18 protein-coding genes are annotated in these 16,692 nt (G+C 71.1%); 11 read left to right on the top strand and 7 right to left on the bottom strand.

All coding sequences use genetic code 11. The annotated features are described in order from the left end of the window. Positions 1-195: 195 nt before the first annotated feature. Positions 196-702, top strand: a complete 507-nt coding sequence (locus IE278_RS01390) for an STAS domain-containing protein (RefSeq protein WP_189768991.1) — start codon at positions 196-198, stop codon at positions 700-702. Between the two features lie 387 nt (positions 703-1,089). Here IE278_RS01390 and IE278_RS01380 read toward each other — a convergent pair whose 3' ends face one another. Beyond that, positions 1,090-1,980 (bottom strand): alpha/beta fold hydrolase, encoded by an 891-nt coding sequence (locus tag IE278_RS01380; RefSeq protein WP_189767867.1) that lies wholly within the window; start codon positions 1,978-1,980, stop codon positions 1,090-1,092. 86 nt (positions 1,981-2,066) lie between these two features. Here IE278_RS01380 and IE278_RS01375 point away from each other — a divergent pair, with 86 nt between their 5' ends. Beyond that, positions 2,067-2,543 (top strand): MarR family winged helix-turn-helix transcriptional regulator, encoded by a 477-nt coding sequence (locus IE278_RS01375; protein ID WP_189767865.1) that lies wholly within the window; start codon positions 2,067-2,069, stop codon positions 2,541-2,543. 272 nt (positions 2,544-2,815) lie between these two features. Here IE278_RS01375 and IE278_RS01370 read toward each other — a convergent pair whose 3' ends face one another. The 3 genes from IE278_RS01370 to IE278_RS01360 are packed head-to-tail and all read right to left on the bottom strand — an operon-like array spanning position 2,816 to position 5,237. Beyond that, on the bottom strand, positions 2,816-3,481 hold the full coding sequence (locus IE278_RS01370) for a response regulator (RefSeq protein WP_189767862.1): 666 nt from the start codon (positions 3,479-3,481) through the stop codon (positions 2,816-2,818). Continuing rightward, a complete protein-coding gene (locus tag IE278_RS01365; RefSeq protein ID WP_373311855.1) occupies positions 3,478-4,689 on the bottom strand; it encodes a sensor histidine kinase in 1,212 nt (403 codons plus the stop codon). Before IE278_RS01365 ends, IE278_RS01370 begins: the two co-directional genes overlap by 4 nt. Positions 4,690-4,691: 2 nt before the next feature. Next, on the bottom strand, positions 4,692-5,237 hold the full coding sequence (locus IE278_RS01360; RefSeq protein WP_189767860.1) for a hypothetical protein: 546 nt from the start codon (positions 5,235-5,237) through the stop codon (positions 4,692-4,694). A gap of 250 nt (positions 5,238-5,487) precedes the next feature. On the opposite strand from IE278_RS01360, the gene IE278_RS01355 reads away from it, so the two are divergent. Continuing rightward, positions 5,488-5,937: an excalibur calcium-binding protein gene (locus IE278_RS01355; protein ID WP_246569666.1), complete on the top strand. Its 450-nt coding sequence runs from the start codon at positions 5,488-5,490 to the stop codon at positions 5,935-5,937. Positions 5,938-5,974: 37 nt separating this feature from the next. Here IE278_RS01355 and IE278_RS01350 read toward each other — a convergent pair whose 3' ends face one another. After that, complete coding sequence (locus tag IE278_RS01350; protein WP_189767858.1) at positions 5,975-6,520, bottom strand: septum formation initiator; 546 nt, start codon at positions 6,518-6,520, stop codon at positions 5,975-5,977. Positions 6,521-6,622: 102 nt separating this feature from the next. Here IE278_RS01350 and IE278_RS01345 point away from each other — a divergent pair, with 102 nt between their 5' ends. The 3 genes from IE278_RS01345 (at position 6,623) to IE278_RS01335 (ending at position 9,270) form a co-directional block, all read left to right on the top strand. Beyond that, positions 6,623-7,315: a response regulator transcription factor gene (locus IE278_RS01345; RefSeq protein ID WP_189767856.1), complete on the top strand. Its 693-nt coding sequence runs from the start codon at positions 6,623-6,625 to the stop codon at positions 7,313-7,315. After that, positions 7,312-8,622, top strand: coding sequence for a sensor histidine kinase (locus IE278_RS01340; RefSeq protein ID WP_189767854.1), 1,311 nt, complete (start codon positions 7,312-7,314; stop codon positions 8,620-8,622). The genes IE278_RS01345 and IE278_RS01340 overlap by 4 nt, the downstream gene beginning before the upstream one ends. Before the next feature lie 132 nt (positions 8,623-8,754). Next, positions 8,755-9,270, top strand: a complete 516-nt coding sequence (locus IE278_RS01335; protein WP_189767851.1) for a PepSY domain-containing protein — start codon at positions 8,755-8,757, stop codon at positions 9,268-9,270. Positions 9,271-9,340: 70 nt separating this feature from the next. Here IE278_RS01335 and IE278_RS01330 read toward each other — a convergent pair whose 3' ends face one another. Continuing rightward, on the bottom strand, positions 9,341-9,691 hold the full coding sequence (locus tag IE278_RS01330; protein ID WP_189767849.1) for a hypothetical protein: 351 nt from the start codon (positions 9,689-9,691) through the stop codon (positions 9,341-9,343). 159 nt (positions 9,692-9,850) lie between these two features. Between IE278_RS01330 and IE278_RS01325 the strand changes: the two genes are divergently transcribed. Beyond that, positions 9,851-10,483: a M23 family metallopeptidase gene (locus IE278_RS01325; protein ID WP_189767847.1), complete on the top strand. Its 633-nt coding sequence runs from the start codon at positions 9,851-9,853 to the stop codon at positions 10,481-10,483. Positions 10,484-10,653: 170 nt separating this feature from the next. Then, positions 10,654-11,148 (top strand): SRPBCC family protein, encoded by a 495-nt coding sequence (locus IE278_RS01320; protein ID WP_189767845.1) that lies wholly within the window; start codon positions 10,654-10,656, stop codon positions 11,146-11,148. A gap of 191 nt (positions 11,149-11,339) precedes the next feature. Here the strand turns inward: IE278_RS01320 and IE278_RS01315 are convergent, their stop codons facing one another. Then, a complete protein-coding gene (locus IE278_RS01315; protein WP_189767843.1) occupies positions 11,340-12,653 on the bottom strand; it encodes an NtaA/DmoA family FMN-dependent monooxygenase in 1,314 nt (437 codons plus the stop codon). Between the two features lie 824 nt (positions 12,654-13,477). Here IE278_RS01315 and IE278_RS01310 point away from each other — a divergent pair. The 3 genes from IE278_RS01310 to IE278_RS01300 all read left to right on the top strand — a co-directional run bounded on the left by IE278_RS01310 (position 13,478) and on the right by IE278_RS01300 (position 16,649). After that, positions 13,478-14,770, top strand: a complete 1,293-nt coding sequence (locus tag IE278_RS01310) for an ABC transporter substrate-binding protein (RefSeq protein ID WP_189767841.1) — start codon at positions 13,478-13,480, stop codon at positions 14,768-14,770. 97 nt (positions 14,771-14,867) lie between these two features. Further along, complete coding sequence (locus tag IE278_RS01305; protein WP_189767839.1) at positions 14,868-15,806, top strand: carbohydrate ABC transporter permease; 939 nt, start codon at positions 14,868-14,870, stop codon at positions 15,804-15,806. 15 nt (positions 15,807-15,821) lie between these two features. Next, the gene (locus IE278_RS01300; RefSeq protein WP_189767837.1) at positions 15,822-16,649 is read left to right on the top strand and encodes a carbohydrate ABC transporter permease; all 828 of its coding nucleotides are present in this window, start codon (positions 15,822-15,824) and stop codon (positions 16,647-16,649) included. Positions 16,650-16,692 lie beyond the last annotated feature (43 nt).

The following is a 16,692-nucleotide window of genomic DNA, read 5'->3' as shown; positions in this document are numbered from 1 at the left end:
GCAAGCCACTCGGCCATCATTCATTCGATCGAGTGATCCAGTGGACAGGCATATCGTTTCTGCGTGTCCGCCGCGCCCTACCGTGCGAGTGAGGCGACCTGGACCCCGTGAGCCTGCAGCAACCGATCAGCGCGGCCTCCGCATTGCCGTGCCGCAGTGTACGGAGGCCCGGACGACGTTCCTGGTGAGGCCCTCATGCCGCTGCACGATTCCCACCCTCTGCCCCGTACAGAGCTGCCCGGCGCCCATGCTCGTTGCTTTGCGCGCGGCGAGGCCACGGTGGTCGAACTCCACGGAGAGATCGACGTCTTCACCGTCGGCGAGATCAGCGGCGATCTCGACGCCGCGACCGCGCAGCCCGCTCCGCACGTCATCGTCGATCTGCGGCCGGTGTCCTTCATGGACTCCAGCGGACTGGACCTGCTCAGCCGCGCCCACCGTCGTGCCCGTGCCCGCGACGGCGGTATTCGGTTGATCAGCGACCAGCCGCGCATCCGGCACCTGCTGCGGCTGACCGCACTGGACCACATCCCCCTCTCGGCCACCTTCGACGACACACCCGCGGTCGGGGCCCCCAGCAGGACGGCCCATGAAGGCGGTGGCGCCGTGCGGACACCGCGCGCCGTGCCCGTAGGACGATGCCGTGGGTGTGGCGGTGGGTGCCGGTGGGGGGTGGGGCGGTCCGGGAGCCGGTCTCGTTGACACCGCCGCGCCCGCCCACATGGCCTGCTGCCAGCCGCCGTCGAAGGACTCCTGTGCGGCCCGGACCAGCGCCCGCCCGTGCTGGTCGGCCCCGTCGGCGGCCGTGGGCGCGTTGGTGACGCCCTCCCGGGCTCGGTCGGCGTCGGCTTCCGGTGCCCCGGCGAGCCTGGAGTCGATGGCACTGCGGCAGCCGGCGGTCAGGACCGCTCCGAGGAGCGTGACACCGAGCGCGGTGCCGAACTCCCGGGTGACGTCGTCGAGAAAGAGGACGAGCACGACCGGCAGGACGAAGAGTCACCGCCAGTTCGCCAGGTCGCCAGGTCGACCAGGACGGCCGGCAGGTACATCCCCAGGATGCCTCCAAGCGACGTGCGGGGACTCGGCCGTTCAGCGGTTCCGGTCGACGCGGTCGACGAAGTCGCCGACCGCCGTGGCGAAGGCGGCGGGCGCCTCCTGCGCGACGAAATGCCCGACGTCCGGGATCGTGACCGCGGTGACGTCGCCGGCGACCTGGCGCATCGTCCCCTCGGTGAAGGGGGCGTTGACGCCGTCGACGGCGAGCACGGGAACGGTCAGCGGCCGCGACTCGGCCAGTGCCCGCATCCGGTCGCCGCCGGTCAGGGAGGAACGGTAGAGCCCTTCGGTGCCGCGCCAGCCGTTCGGCCGCGCGTAGGTGCGGGCGAACTCGTCGAGGTCGGCCTCGGTGACCCCGCCCGGCACCGTCGTCATCGCCGAGACGGCCCAGTCGAGCATCACTCGCTCGCGGCCGGCCAGGAACAGCTCCGGAATTCCCGGGGCGGCCAGGAATCCCACGTGCCAGGAGCCGCCGTTCCTCACGTCGGCCAGCATCTCCCAGCCGTACCCCGGAAGGGTGGTCTCGACGCCGGTGAAGCTGAGGACGTCGCCGGGGTGCGTGGCCGCGAACGCGAAGACCGGCCCGCCGCTGATGTCCTGGCAGGTCACGTGCACGGGCCCGACGCCGAGGTGGGCGACCAGCCGGTGCAGGTCCTCCGCCATGGTGGCCACGTCGTGGTCGCCGTCGGCGATGCCGGAGTCGCCGAAGCCGCGCAGGTCGACGGCGAACACCCGGTGGGTGGCGGCGAGCAGCGGGATGACGTCGTGGAAGGCCCACCAGGTCTCCGGCCACCCGTGCACCAGCAGGATCGGGGAGCCGGTGTCGCCCGCCGAGACGTAGTGCAACGTGGTGCCGTTGACCTCGGCGGTGTGGTGCGTAACGCCCGCCACGGCGGGCGAGGCGGTGACAGAAGAGCTGGTCATGCGATGACCCCCAAGATAGACAATCAGGTTGACTGTAGTGTTGGTCAACCTGGTTGTCCAGATCGGGGGAGACCTAGACTGTGGTCATGTCCTCACGATCCGGCGCCGATCTCGCCCTGCTGCTCCTGGGCAGCTATCGCAATCTGGTGGACGAAGTGGTCCGGGAGCTGGCGACCCGGGGATACCCCGACGCCCGGCCGTCGCACGAGTACGCGATCCGGGCCATCCGAGCCGGCGCCGACAGTGCCTCGGACCTGGCCCGCAGACTCGCCATCACCAAGCAGGCCGCGGCGAAGACGATCGCCGCGCTCGTCGAACGCGGGTACGTCACCACCGAGACCGACCCCGCCGACAGCCGCCGCAAGAACATCCGGATCACCGATCACGGGATCGGTCTGATCACCGCGGGCACGGAGATCTTCGACGAGGTGCGGGCCCGCTGGGAAGTGCGTCTGGGCGCCGCCGAACTCGCCGAGCTGGAAGCGCAGCTCGCCCAATTCGTCGGCGACTCGCCCATCAACCTCGACGCTCCGGGCTGGGCGGCGGGACAGGAACTGCGCTAGCGGTCGGCCGGGGGTCGTGGTCGGCCGGTCGGCGCCGCTTTCGGCAGGGTCCAGGACGAGATGTCGGCCCGGAGGGGGGATCCAGGCCTACAAGTTCGTCCTGCCGACCGGGAACGACGCCGGCGAACCCGAGCCGCGTACGCATGAGGGCTACGACTGGGTCTTCGTCGTACCGCACCGAAACACACCGAAACAGGTCCCGGCCGAGTGAGTGGACTCAACACGCAGACCCTGTACGGCTGTACGGAATACGGCTGTACGGGCCTTCGGGGTCAGGCCAGGCCCGCCGCGATGGCTCGGCGTACGGCGTCGGGGCGGTCCCGGATGCCGGCCTTGGCGAACAGGTTGTTGATGTGGGACTTGACCGTGGCCTCGCTGATGAAGAGCTTCTCGGCGATGGCCCGGTTCGGCAGGCCCTGGCCGATGAGGGTGAGCACCTCACGCTCGCGCCGGGTCAGGTCCGGCGGAAGTACCCGCTCCGTGGCCGACGGGCGGGCGCGGGCGGTGGCGAGGAGACGGTCCTGGACCTCGCGGTCGAGTACGGCCTGTCCCGCGGCGGCGGCACGGATCGCCCGGACGATGTCCTGGCGTCCCGCGTTCTTCGTCAGATAGCCGCGGGCACCGGCGCCCAGCGCGGCCAGGATCGATTCGTCGTCGGCGAAGGTGGTCAGCACCACCACGGCGATCTGCGGGTGCTCCTCGCTCAGTCGGCGGGTCGTCTCGATGCCGTCCATCACGGGCATGCGCAGGTCCATGAGGACGACGTCGGCCGGCGCGGCGGCCACGGCGGCGAGCACTTCGGTGCCGTCCGCCGCGGCGGCGACCACCTCGATGTCCTCGGACATGCCGAGCACCGCGGCGAGCGGCTCACGGACGGCGGCCTGATCGTCGGCGACGATCACCCTCAGCCGCCGTGAGTCGTCTGTGGGTTCACTCATCCCGGGATCACCGCCTCCACCTGCCAGCCGCCTCGGTCAGGGCCCTCGGTGACGGGGCCCGCGGTCATGGTGCCACCCAGCAGGGCGACGCGCTCACGCATCCCGATCAGCCCCATTCCGCTGCCCACGCCCGCGGTCACCTCGCCGGTCGCGGGGCCGTTGCGGATCCTCAGTGTCGTCGACGCGGCGCCGAACGTCAGCTCCACGCCGGCGTGGCCGCCCGGCGCGTGCCGGGCGGCGTTGGTCAGCGCCTCCTGCGCGATGCGCAGCAGGTTCTGGGTGACCTGTGCCGGCAGTTCACGGACGGTTCCGGTGACGGTGAGGGCGTCACGGTGGCCGGAGGACTCGACCATCGCGCTCAGGCTGTCGAGCAGCGGAAGAGCGTCCTCGCGCAGCGCGTGTACGGTCCACTGGGCCTGCTTCAGGCTCTCCTTGACCATGCTGTGTGCCTTGTCGTTCGCCGCCCGGACCTTCTCCAGGTCGCCGGTGTCGAGCAGGGCGTCCGCCAGTTCCAACTGCATGTTGATCCCGGCCAGCGAGTGCGCCAGTACGTCGTGGACGTCCCGGGCGATACGGCCGCGTTCGGTGAGTACGGCGGTACGGGCCTCGGCGCGGGCGGCCCGCTCGGCGGACTCGGCGGACGACAGCATCGCCTCCATGGCGCGCTGTCTGCTGCGGCTGAGGATCCCGGCCACCACCGGAGCGCCGATGGTGAGGCCGAGGGCCCAGGGCAGTGCCTCGTGGCCCGGGCCGAGGCGGAAGTACAGGACAGCGGTGCAGAGCAGGCTGGTCAGAGCCGCGAGGGAGAGGGCCTGCCTGAGGGGGAGCCGGTAGCCGATGTGGCCGACGAGGAAGTAGGCGAACAGGTAGCCGGAGCCGGTACTGCTGACGCCGATGAGAGCGGCGGCCGCCACGACACCTGCGGTCAGCCACAGGAGCGCGATCCGGGGCGGGAGCGTGGCTTCGGGAAGGTGCCGCGCCAGCAGGGCCACGGAGTTGACCACGATCAGGGCGGCCACCAGCAGGCCGCGACCGCTGGTGTCCAACGGACGGACCGTCACGAACGCGGCGACGACGACCGCCAGGGTGACGGCCCACTGCAGACGGGGGTCCTGGCGGGGCACGACCCGGGGGCCGGGCTCCCGGTCGGGGGCCGGCCCGGGGTGCGGGCCACTCACTGATGCGGACACGCCGCGACCATAGCCCACGGTCAGACCGTACGGTCGAGGGCTGCGGCGGCGGGCCGCGGGCCCGCGGGGAGCTGCGGCTCGCGTATCACCAGACGGCTCCTGACGAAGATCGTCGCCAGGCGGGTGACCACCTCGGTGAGCGCCATCAGCACGAAGGCGGCGACCCAGGCCTGACTGGTGGTGATGTCGTGGGTGGCACTGAACCGGCCCACGTCGTCGGCGCCGCCGTGGTCGACCCACACCTGGAACCCCATGCGCGCGCCCATGCCGAGCACCCACAGGACCGCCGATACGGCGCCTGCCTTGATGAAGAGGTGTCCGTCGGCGCCGCGGATCCGGGTGTAGACGCCACCCGCGACGCCGAGCGCCGCGCCGGCGGCGACCAGCGCTCCGATCAGCACCAGGTCGTTGCCCGCGGAGGGGACGGTGTGCAGGTACTGCGAGGCCACGAAGGCCACGATCCCCAGCGGGACCAGATAGGACCTGAGGTCCAGACGTCCTTCCCGCAACTGCCGGAAGACGACGAGTACGAGGGCGATATCGGTGATCCAGTCGGTGGTGGTCATGCCCCCAAGACTGTCGTCCCCGGGTCTCACACACCTGGACCCACGGGTGGAGGTACGGGTGGAAGTCTGGGTGGGAGTACGGGTGCAGTGCGGGCCGAGCTGCCTCCACCCGCGGTGGATCCGGCACAGCCGTCGAGCCGATGCCCCGGCCACCCGTGCGGCCACTCGTCCGGCCCACCATCTCGCGCCGCCGAACCCGTCTCTTCCTAGTGTCGACGCGATGGCCACCCCGGCCAGTAGGAGGAACCTCATGCCGAGCCGCGCCCTTCTCGCGTGCATAGCCGGTGCCGTCGTGTCCATCGCGCCACTCGCCGGAACCGCCCACGCCCAGGACCTCGACTGCCGCAACTTCAGCTACCAGGAAGACGCGCAGGCCGTGTACGACCAGGACCGCAGTGACCCGAACCGGCTCGACGAGGACCAGGGCCCGGACGACGGCACCGCCTGCGAAGTCCTGCCCCGCCGTACCGCCACAACCCTCACCACCCCGGCCTCAAGCACCCCCTCCCCCGCCCTGCCCACACTCGGCGCGCGTGCCGGCGTGGGCGGTGGTGTCTCCGCGGCGCGTCCCTCCGGCTGGGACATCGGTATCGGTGCGGGCCTCACCACTGGCGCCGTGCTCGCTGTCGGCTCCGTCGCGCTGCATCAGCGCGGCCGACTCCGCCGTCTCGTCTCCAGAGGCACCCGCGACACACGCTGAACGCGTGTCCGTCGCCACCCCGGCGTGCCGCGCCGCGTCAGTCGTCTCGTTTCCACGATCCGGTGGGGTGGCCGTCCGTGCAGCGCACGCGGAGTTCGACCTTGCCCGCGGTGCCCTCGAACCTCACCTCGGCGTGTTCGTCGTCGGGGCCCGGGTCCGCGCTCTTCACCCCGTACCCCTGGGCAGGGGCCCACGACAGCAGCCGTACGGTCGTTCCCTCGCAGGTTGCGATCGCCGTGCCGCCCGGAGCTGAGAAGGTCTTCCTCACCTCCGTGGCGGTGGCGGCGGGCGCGGTCGTGGATGTGGACGGGGACGGGGGCGTCGACGTGGGTCCGGGCGTCGTTGTCTCGGTAGTGGGAGTCGCGCTCGGTGTCGTGGTGGTCGATCCGCCGCCCGGGCCGGACGACGCCGAGGCCTTCGCCGCGTCGAGTTGCCGCTCGACCTGTTCCGAGCTGAGCGTCGTGCCGTCGGAGGAGCCGGTGATCCCGTCCCCGATGATCTCGACGGCGGCCAGGCCGGTGAGCGTGGCGGCCGCGGCGGCGGCCGTCCAGCCGGCCAGAGCGAGAAGAGTGCGGGAGGGCATGCGTACGACTATGCCCCGGCCGCGGATAAGGAGAGCACCGGGGAAACCTAAGAGATGGTTAACAGCGCGGACCCGCCCGACTGCTCGGATAGCGTGCCTGCTGTGGTTCACCTCCTGATAGTCGAAGACGACCCGACGATACGGACACCGCTGATCCGCGCCCTGCGCGAGCGCGGCCACGCCGTCGCCGCCGCGCACACCGCGATGGGCGGGCTGCAGACCGCGCTGGACGAGCGTCCCGATCTCGTGGTCCTCGACCTCGGTCTGCCGGATCTCGACGGCATCGAACTGCTGCGCATGCTGCGGGCGGTCAGCCCCGTCCCGGTGATCATCGCGACGGCGCGCGACGACGAGGCGGAGATCGTCCGAGGGCTCGACGCGGGTGCCGACGACTACGTGGTGAAGCCGTTCACCGCCGCCCAACTGGAGGCACGGATCAGGGCGGTGCTGCGGCGCGGCACCAACTCCCGCGAACCCGCTGCCGCCACCGTCGTCGGCGAACTGCGCATCGACCCCGGTACCCGCGAGGCGAGCCTCGCCGGAACCGTACTCGACCTCACGCCCCGCGAGTTCGACCTCCTCCACCATCTCGCGGGCCGCGCGGGACAGGTCGTCAGCAAGCGGGAACTGCTCACCGAGGTGTGGCGGGTGCCGTACGGAAGCGCCGACAAAACCGTGGACGTACACCTGTCCTGGCTGCGCCGGAAACTCGGTGAGAGCGCGCAGGAACCCCGCTACCTGCACACCGTACGAGGTGTCGGTGTCAGGCTGAGCGCGCCCGCGGACCGTGCATGAGACGCCGTCTCACCCTGCTCGTCGCGGCGACCATGTGCCTGGCGCTCCTCGCGTTCGTCGTGCCCCTGGCGTTGCTGCTGCGTACGGTCGCGCAGGACCGCGCCACCGTCGCCGCCAGTGCGGACGCGCAGAGCCTCGTCTCGCTGGTGGGGACCGCGGACCCGACGACCCTGCGGACCAGCGTCGAACACGTCGCCGCCGGGGCCCGGGGCCCGCTCACCGTCTTCCTCGCCGACGGGTCGGTCCTGGGCACCCCGGTGGCGCGGACCGGTGCCGTGCGGCTCGCCGCCCTGGCCGGGGTCAGCCGGACCGTGGAGCGGGCCGACGGACGCGAGATCGTCGTGGCCGTGCTCGGCCGCCCGGACGGCACCGCCGTCATCCGCGCCTTCGTGCCGGCCGCCGAACTGACCCGCGGGGTCACCCAGGCCTGGCTGGTACTCGCCGGTCTGGGCGTCGCGCTCCTGCTGCTGGGCCTGCTCGTGGCCGACCGCCTCAGCCGCGCCCTGGTGAGCCCCATCGCGGATCTGTCCGCCGTGTCCCACCGGCTCGCACGGGCCGACCTCACCGCCCGCGCCCGCCCCGACGGCCCGCCGGAACTGCGCGAGGTCGCCGGCGCCCTCAACCATCTCGCCGACCGGATCCAGGAACTGCTGCGCGAGGAACGCGAACAGGTCGCGGACCTCTCCCACCGGCTCCGCGCGCCCCTCACCTCCCTGCGGCTGGAGGCCGAATCACTGACCGGCACCGACGCCGCCCGGATCACCGCCCGCGTGGACGCCATGGAACGGGCGGTCACCGGCCTCATCAGCGAGGCCCGGCACCGCCCGGAAGCGGACCCGCATACGCACGCGGAGTGCGAGGCGGCCTCGGCGCTCCGCGAACGGGTGGCGTTCTGGACCGTACTGGCCGAGGACACCGGGCGGGCCGTCGCCTTGGACATCACGACGGAGGGTCCTCTGCCGGTCGGGGTCCCCGCCGACGAACTCGCCGCCGCCGTGGACGCGCTGCTGGGGAACGTGTTCGCCCACACCCCCGACGGAACCGCCTTCTCCGTCAGCCTGTCACCCCGCCCCGGCGGCGGAGCCGTACTCACCGTGGCCGACGACGGCCCCGGGCTCTCGGCCGACCTGGCCCGACGGGGCGCCAGCCTCGGCGGATCCACCGGTCTGGGCCTGGACATCGCCCGCCGGGCAGCCCAGTCCAGCGGTGGCGACATGACCCTGACGACCGGACGGGCAGGCGGTGCCCACGTGACCCTGGAACTGGGACCCCCCAGGCCCCCGGTCACCCCTCCCTCTTCTCGATGACCACCTCGGCCCCGGTGGCCCCCTTGGCCGGCTCATCGGCCGCTTAGGCCGCTCTTAGCATTGCCGCAGCGCGGCCCTACCGCGGCCCGCGCGAACCTCTCCTCACCACCAGCCATTCACAGGAGGTTCGCCATGAAGCGCGCATCACTCGTCCTGCTCACCTCGGGAGCACTCGTCGCCGCGATCACCGGCACCGCACTCGCGGGCGGAGGCGACGACGCGTCACACTCCCGCAGCACGTCATCGCCCTCGCCCTCGACGTCGACCTCGGCCACGGCCACGGCCACACCTACGGCTACGGACTCGTCCGGACCCGCCTCCGGGGCGCCGAGCACGGCTCCGACGGCCGGCGACGACACGGCCGGATCCGCCACGGCCTCGCCCACCCACCCGAGTTCTTCCGTGGGCAGCCGACGCGCCGGGGAGATCGCGCTCTCCCATGTGGGCAGCGGAACCATCACCGAGGTCGAGGCCGAAACGGAACACGGCCGCACGGTGTGGAGCGTGAAGATCCGCAAGAACGGCACCCGGTACGACGTACACGTCGACCGGGCAAGCGGCGAGATCACACGGTCACGGACCAAGTCCGACGACGACCACGGTGACGCCGACGACGACAGCGGTCGTCACGGCCGCCATCACGACTGACCCTGCCCCGGACGCGTGCGGGGCGCCTGCGCCCGGCGCAGGCCCTCTCACCGCAACCTGACCTGTGCTGCTACCTGCGTTGCTGCCTGCGCCAGAGCGTGCGGGTGATGCCGGTGGCGATGGTCGTGGCCAGCACCCAGCCCGCGGCGATCAACGCCGCCGCGAACCACTGCTCGGCGAAAGCCACCGTCGCCACGAACAGCAGGGCCAGCAGCCAGCCTGCCGCGCGGCGTGGCAGGAACAGGAGCGAGATCGGGACCAGTATCAGTATCAGGGCGAGGATCAGGGTCAGGGTCAGGACGAGGCGTGGGCCACTCCCCCACGCTGTCGGGCCGAATCGCTTCGGGCCGTCCCCTACTGGGATGCCCGCGCACTCCCTCGGTTCCGCGGAGCCGGCGGACGCGCCGCGCGGTAAAGGCATGACAGGCACGGGCTCGGCCGGGTTCCCTGTTCGGCATACGAGTCCGGGGCAGGTGGCCGGCCCCGGACCTGGAGGAACACCTGCCCCAGCTGCCTGGGACGGCGGGCGCGGCACCGTGCGGGGCGGAAGAACCACCCGCCTCAGCGACTGGAGGTCGCCATGCCCACGCTCTACAAGCCCTTCCGGGGCAGCCATGGAATCAGCCGCGGTTTCACCGGGCGGGACTATCGCACCCAGCACACCGGGGTCGACTACCGCACCCCGAAGCGCACGCCCGTTCTCGCCTCCGCCGCCGGGGTGGTCGTGAGGTCGGTGGACCTGACGGTGTCGTACGGGCGGTACATCATCATCGCCCACTCCGGCGGGGTGTTCACCCTCTATGCCCACCTGGACAAACGGCAGGCCGGCGAGGGTGCCCGTGTCGCGGTCGGCCAGCGGATCGGGTTGTCCGGCAGCACGGGGCGGTCCACGGGTCCTCACCTGCACTTCGAGGTACGCAAGGGACGCAACAGCTCGGCGGCCACGGTGAATCCGGTGCCGTTATTGAAAGGCAGTCCGCCCACGGTGACGGAGCTGACGGAGCCAACAGGCCTGACGGGGCTGACGGATGCTCCGGGGGCGGTGGGGGCGGCTGTGGTCTCCGCGCCCGAAGCCGCCGAAGTCACCGACGTCACCGACGTCACCGACGAGCCGGACACCCGCGAGGTCGTCGAACCCGGTGAGACCGTTGAACCAGGCGAGGCGGTCGAACCCGGCGGGGTCCGCGAACCCGGTGTGGCACCTGACCAGTAGCAGGTGGACCCCTCGCCCGAGCCGGGCGGGGGCCGGCCCTCTCGGACGGCCGATGAGTTCCGCCCCGTCACGTCGTCCACATGTCGGAAACCCCCTCTTTCCGCGAACATCCTCGTGCCTCTCTCGCGGAAGGCCCGGGACGAGACGAGACGACGAGGAGCGTGCACGCCATGGACCGAGAGAACGTGAGCGCCACCCTGACCATCGCCGAGCCCGCCGCGAGGGTGTTCGCGGTGCTGTCGGACCCGACGACGCACTCCGCGATCGACGGCACCGGCTGGGTCCAGGAGTCCGCTGACCGGGCGCCGCTCACCGAACTGGGGCAGATCTTCCGGATGGACATGTATCACGCCGGCCATCCGGACGGTGACTACCAGGTCGTCAACAAGGTCCAGGTGCTGGACCCACCGCGCCGCATCGGATGGCTGACGGGACAGCAGAAGGGCGACGGGGAGATGGAGTTCGGCGGCTGGCTCTGGCGCTACGACCTTGTCGCGCTCAGCCCGCCCCAGACCGAGGTCACGCTCTCGTACGACTGGTCGGCGGTACCCCCGCACATCCGGCAGCGGGGCATCCGGTTCCCGCCGTTCGGCCCCGAGCACCTCGGCAACTCACTGCGCCACCTGGCCGCCCTTATGGGAGCACGAAGCGACCGGGCGCGCTGAGCGCGACCCCGCACGGTGAGCACGACCCCGCACGGTGAGCACGACCCCGCGCGGTGAGCGCTACCGGGGGCGGTGAGCGCGACCGGAGGCGGGAATCGGCGGTGGCGGCGGCAGCCGGACCGGCCGCCCGGTTGCCCGCCCCCGGAGAGGCGGGCGGGCACGACCGCTTACTGCTCGGTCACCCGGTCGGTTCAGACCCGGGCGGGTGCGGGCACCCGGGCCGGCAGTTCCAGTCCGAGGTTCTCGCGCAGCGTGGTCCCGGTGTAGTCGGGAGCGACGATCTTCCGTTTGCGCAGTTCGTGCAGCAGGCCGTTGACGGCGAAGTCGTGCTGCTGCGGGTCCGCGAGGCCGCTCAGCGTGATCACGTCGAGAATACCCGCCCGGAACCGTTCCTCGACGGCGTCGGCGAGTTGCTCGGGCGTTCCGGCGGCGGCCCAGTGCCCGGTGTCCTGGGCGGCGACGATCAGCTCCCGCAAGGTGTAGCCCTGTCGCGCGTACCCGGTGAAGATGTCGACGCGGCCCCGACGCCGGTTCACCGAGGTGATGTCGGGCAGCAGGCTCTCCGGCAGCTTCGAGTCGAGCGGGACCTCCGACAGGTCGACGCCGCCGCCGAGCATGTCGGCCACCTGGGTACGGCCGCGTTCGAAGTCGATCGACTCCCGCTTCTCGCGTACCAGCCGCCGCGCCTCCTCCTCGGTGGAGCCGTACGTGGCATGCAGCGAACTGAAGATCAGCGGCAGTCCGGCGGCCCGTCCGAACCGCTCGGCCCGGCTCCGGATCTTCCGGGTGAAGTCCACCGCGATGTCCAGGGTCGGCAGCGAGGTGAAGACGATCTCCGCGTACCGGGCGCCCAGCGCCTGCCCCGCCTCCGACTGACCGGCCTGCATCTGTACCGGGCGCCGCTGCGGCAGTGGCGGGATGTTCAACGGTCCGGCCACGGTGAAGAACGGGCCCGAGTGGTCGATCGGATGCACCCGGTCGTGGTGCAGCACCGCCTTCCCGTCCGCGCCGACGGTCAGCGCGCCGGGTTCCCAGCTGTCCCACAGGGCGTTGACCACCTCCAGGGTCTCCGCGGCGCGCGCGTAACGCTCCTCGGGGCCGGGCAGGTCGCCGGGGCCGAAGTTCTCCTCACCGATGGAGGAGGTCACCAGGTTCCAGGCGGCCCGCCCGTTGCTGACGTGATCGAGGGTGCCGAACAGCCGGGCCAGGTTGTATGGATGGTGGAACGTCGTCGAGACCGTGGCGATCAGGCCGATCCGCGAGGTCACCTGGCTCAGCGCCGAGACGAAGACCAGCGGTTCCTGCGAGCCGATCGGGCCCTGCGCACCGAAGCTGAGCAGATCGGCGGTGAACAGGGCGTCGATCCTCGCGGCCTCGGCGAGTTTCGCCACGCGCACGGCGGTGTCCAGAGTCGATCGGGTCGGGTCGATCGCCAGGTCGTAGGTCTCGGACGTGCCGCCTGCTCCGGTCACGGTCTTCAGCGTCCTGGGGCGTTCTGCGCTCACGAATCGTCCATTCCCACCGGTCCGGGACCGTTGCCGGTATCGGTGCCGACGGTCAGGTCGACACCGACGCCGACCCCGGACCAGGACCGGTGACGTCTGAGGGCGGGGGATTTTCCTGCGGCGCGCGCGGGTGTCCGGGCGCGGTATGTCCGGGCGCCGCATGTCCGGACCCACCGGCCGGGACGTGCCGATCCGGACATGTCGATCCGGATATGACGGACCGGACACCGCTGTAACCGGACATACCGGTCCGGGGCGGCCGAACGCGGCCGAGCGAAGCTGCGGCAACCCGCGATACGCGCGGACACGTGACACGCGGACACCCGGACCCCCGGGAGACGCCGAGCACGCGGGACAGGCCCGGCACGCAGGGCACACGGGCACGCGGAACACGCGGCACACGCGGGTCTGCCAGGGGGAGAGCCGGAACCGCGGTCAGTTCCGGAGCAAGGGGTCAGCTACAGAGCGCGCCATGCGTCCGGCACAGGTCGACGTGCCGACGCTTCGTCCAGACCGGCAGCGGCACCGCGCTGCGGACAGGCCTGACGCGTGACGCCCTCAAGGTGACTCCCGCACTAGGTGGTTGCGCAATGAAAGTACGTCGCAAGGGTGCGCCCCTGTCAAGAGCGCACCCCCCGCGCCCGTCGGGGCGTCCGGAGGGGCACCCGTCGGGGCACCCCTCCGGACGCCCCTCCCCCAAGCGGCGGGCCCTTCCGGATTCCTCCAGGCCTTGACCCCACGCGGAACCCCTCCTAAAGTCCTCGCACTTCCGCAGGTACATCGATTAACCACTCGTTAACCTCCAGGGTTGGAGACACCCCGCTGTGCGCTCACCGCTGACTCGGCGCGGCTTCCTCGCCGCCGGTACCGGCCTCACCGCCGCGACCGCCCTGCCCGCTCTGTCCGGCTGCTCCGCGCTGGCCGCGGCGGACTCCGACCCCGACACGCTCGTCGTGCACAGCCAGCTGGGCACCACCGCGCCGGGCTCGCCCACCTATCTGGCGTCCCTGGACCGCTTCCGCGAGGAGAACCCGGGGCTCAAGGTCAAGAACCTCGTCAACGGCGACGACCTCGCCCAGGTCTACGAGACCTCCCGGCTGGCCCGTAAGGAGCCGGACGTCGTGATGGTCAACCTCTACGACAAGACCCTGGCCTGGACGGACGTCGGCGCCACGGTCGACGTCAAGGACTACCTGGACGACTGGGGGCTGCGCGAGCGGGTGCTCCCGGTGGCCCTGGACGCGTGGACCGACGGCAAGGGCAGGCTGCGGGCCTTCCCCTACTTCGCCACCAACTGGCCCGTCGCCTACAACCGCTCGCTCCTCGACAAGGCGGGCGTGGACGAGATCCCGGTCACCGGCGACCAGCTGATCGCCGCGGCCCGCAAACTGCGCGCCAAGGGCATCGGCCCCGTCACCACCGGCGGCAACGACTGGACCGGGCAGAAGCTCCTCGCCCAGATCATCCAGACCTTCCTCAGTGAGAACGAGGCCCGGCACGTCTACTCCACCGGCGACTTCAGCGGCAGCAGGGGCGCGAAGGAGGGCATCGACTACTTCGTGGCGCTCCGCGACGCCGGGGTGTTCGTCGACAAGGCACAGGGTCTGACCTCCGACCTGATGACCACGCAGTACAACACGCAGTCAGCCGCCATCCAGTCCGCGATGTCGTCGGCCCTCGCGAAGGTGCCCGAGTCCGTCGCCCGTCACACGGACGTGGGCGGCTGGCCCCTCGCCGAGGGCGCCGCGCACGAGCTGCCGACGATCCTGCGGACGTACACGCTGATCGGGTTCTGGATCAGTCCGAACGGCACGAAGAAGATCGACGCCGTCGAGAAGTTCCTGCGGTTCATGTACCGCCCCGACACCGTCTCCCGGTTCATCAAGGAGAGCGGCCGGGACATGGCGCTGCGCTCCAGCACGGTGAGTACGGACTTCCCGCTGGTCGCGGCGGCCCAGCGGCTGGGGGACGACGTCAGCCAGGTCCTGCTGCCCGACGTGTACGTGCCGCCCGCGGCGACCCAGCCCTTGATCACCGCGACCAGTACGTCCTTCACCCGGGGCACCCCCGCCACCAAGGTCCGCACCGCACTCGAAGCCGCGTACCACTCCGCATGAGCCACCTGACCTCTCCCCCGAGTCCCCCTGGTCGCCCTGGTCCCCCGCGCCCGCCGCGCTCCTCGCGTCCCTCGCCCGAGTCCATCGGAGTCACCGCATGACGACGTTGACGCCCACACCGGGCGACACCACGGTCCGCCGCCCCGGCCCGCCGACCGCCACCGCGGAACGGCGCGCGCCCCGGCAGGGCGGCACCGGCCTCGCCGTACCGGCCCTGATCTGGTACCTGGTCTTCATGGTCGGGCCGATGATCGCGATCTTCGTGGTCGCGGCCCTGCACTGGCCCGGCATGCTGCAGCCGGTGTCGTTCGCCGGTCTCGGCAACGTCCGTACCGTCCTCGACGACCCGGTCTTCTGGGACGCGGTGCGCAACACCGCCGTCCAGCTCGCCGTCGCCCTGCCGATCATGATCGTCTGCGCGTACATGCTGGGCTACTACGTGGCGCAGAAGCCGCCGGGGCACCGGGTCATCCGCTATCTGCTCTTCATCCCGGGGCTCATCTCGACCCCGGCGAAGGCCATGGTGTTCTACGCCGCCCTGTCCCCCGACGGGCTCGCCAACGGCGCTCTGGAATCCGTGGGCCTCGGCTCGCTGACCGACGCCTGGCTCGCGTCGCCTTCCACCGCGCTGGCGTGTCTCATCGCGCTGGACGTGTGGGCGGGAATCGGTTTCACGGCCGTACTGTTCGCGGCCCGGCTCGGCAGTGTGCCGGACGAACTCGGCGAGGCCGCCCAGCTCGACGGCGCCGGGCACTGGCGCACGATGTGGCTCATCCACTTCCCCGTCATCCGCGACTACGTGGGTGTCGTGACGATGCTCCAGTTCCTGTGGACGCTCTTCGGGTCCGCCCAGCACGTCCTGCTGCTCACCCAGGGCGGCCCGGGCAGCTCGTCCACCACCCTGTCGTTCCTCGTCTACCAGAAGGCGTTCATCGCCGCCGACCTGGGCTACAGCCAGACCGTCGGCGTCATCCTCTTCCTCGCCGGGCTCGTCGGACTGCTCACCATCCGCCGCGCATTCCGCCAGACCTACTGATCGGAGCCGCTCACCATGAAGCTCGGCAAGCGCTGGCTGCCCGCGCACATCCTGGTGTGGTCCTACGCGGTCCTGCTGATCGTGCCGCTGTACTACTTCCTCGCCTCGGCCTTCAAGACGAACGACGAGATCTTCGCGCACCCCTTCGCCCTGCCCACCTCGTTCGGGTTCGGCAACTTCCGTACCGCCTTCGACAGCGCCGACCTGGGGCTCGCCGTCGTCAACTCGACGCTGGTGACCGTGTTCGCGCTCGTGCTGACGCTGGGGCTCGCGCTGCCCGCGGCGTTCGCGCTCGCACGGTCCACCGGCCGGCTCGCGTCGGTCATGGAGAAGGTCTTCTCGCTCGGCTTCCTCATCCCCACCTTCGCCGCGCTGTTCCCGACGTTCCTGCTGGCCGCGGCGACGGGTCTGTTCCACACCCGTACGTTCATGGTGCTGTTCCTGCCCGCGACCGCGATGCCGCTGTCCGTGGTGATCCTGGTGCAGTTCATGCGGACCATCCCCAAGGAGATGGAGGAGGCCGCGCGGATGGACGGCGCGTCCACGTTCGCGGTCCTGCGGCACGTCTACATCCCGATGTGCATGCCCGGCATCGCGACGGTCCTGCTCCTGAACTTCCTGACCTTCTGGAACGAGTACCTGTACTCCCTCGTCATCATCGGGCCCGACCCGGCGCAGCGTACGGTCCAGGTCGCGCTGCCCACCCTGAAGTCGATCACCGGCACCGACTACGGCGTCCTCACCGCGGGCACCGTCCTCACCCTCGTACCCGTATGGGTCGTCTACACCGTGCTGCAGAAGCGCATGCAGCAGGCGCTCGTCAGCGGGGCGGTGAAGATGTGAACACCTCCACCGACGACACCTTCGGCCCCGACGCCACCGACCC

This window comes from Streptomyces tauricus (genome assembly GCF_014650955.1).
GTDB classification, from domain to species: Bacteria; Actinomycetota; Actinomycetes; order Streptomycetales; family Streptomycetaceae; genus Streptomyces; species Streptomyces tauricus.
Note: the sequence above shows the minus strand (reverse complement) of the source record. Positions and strands in the feature narration are given on the sequence as shown.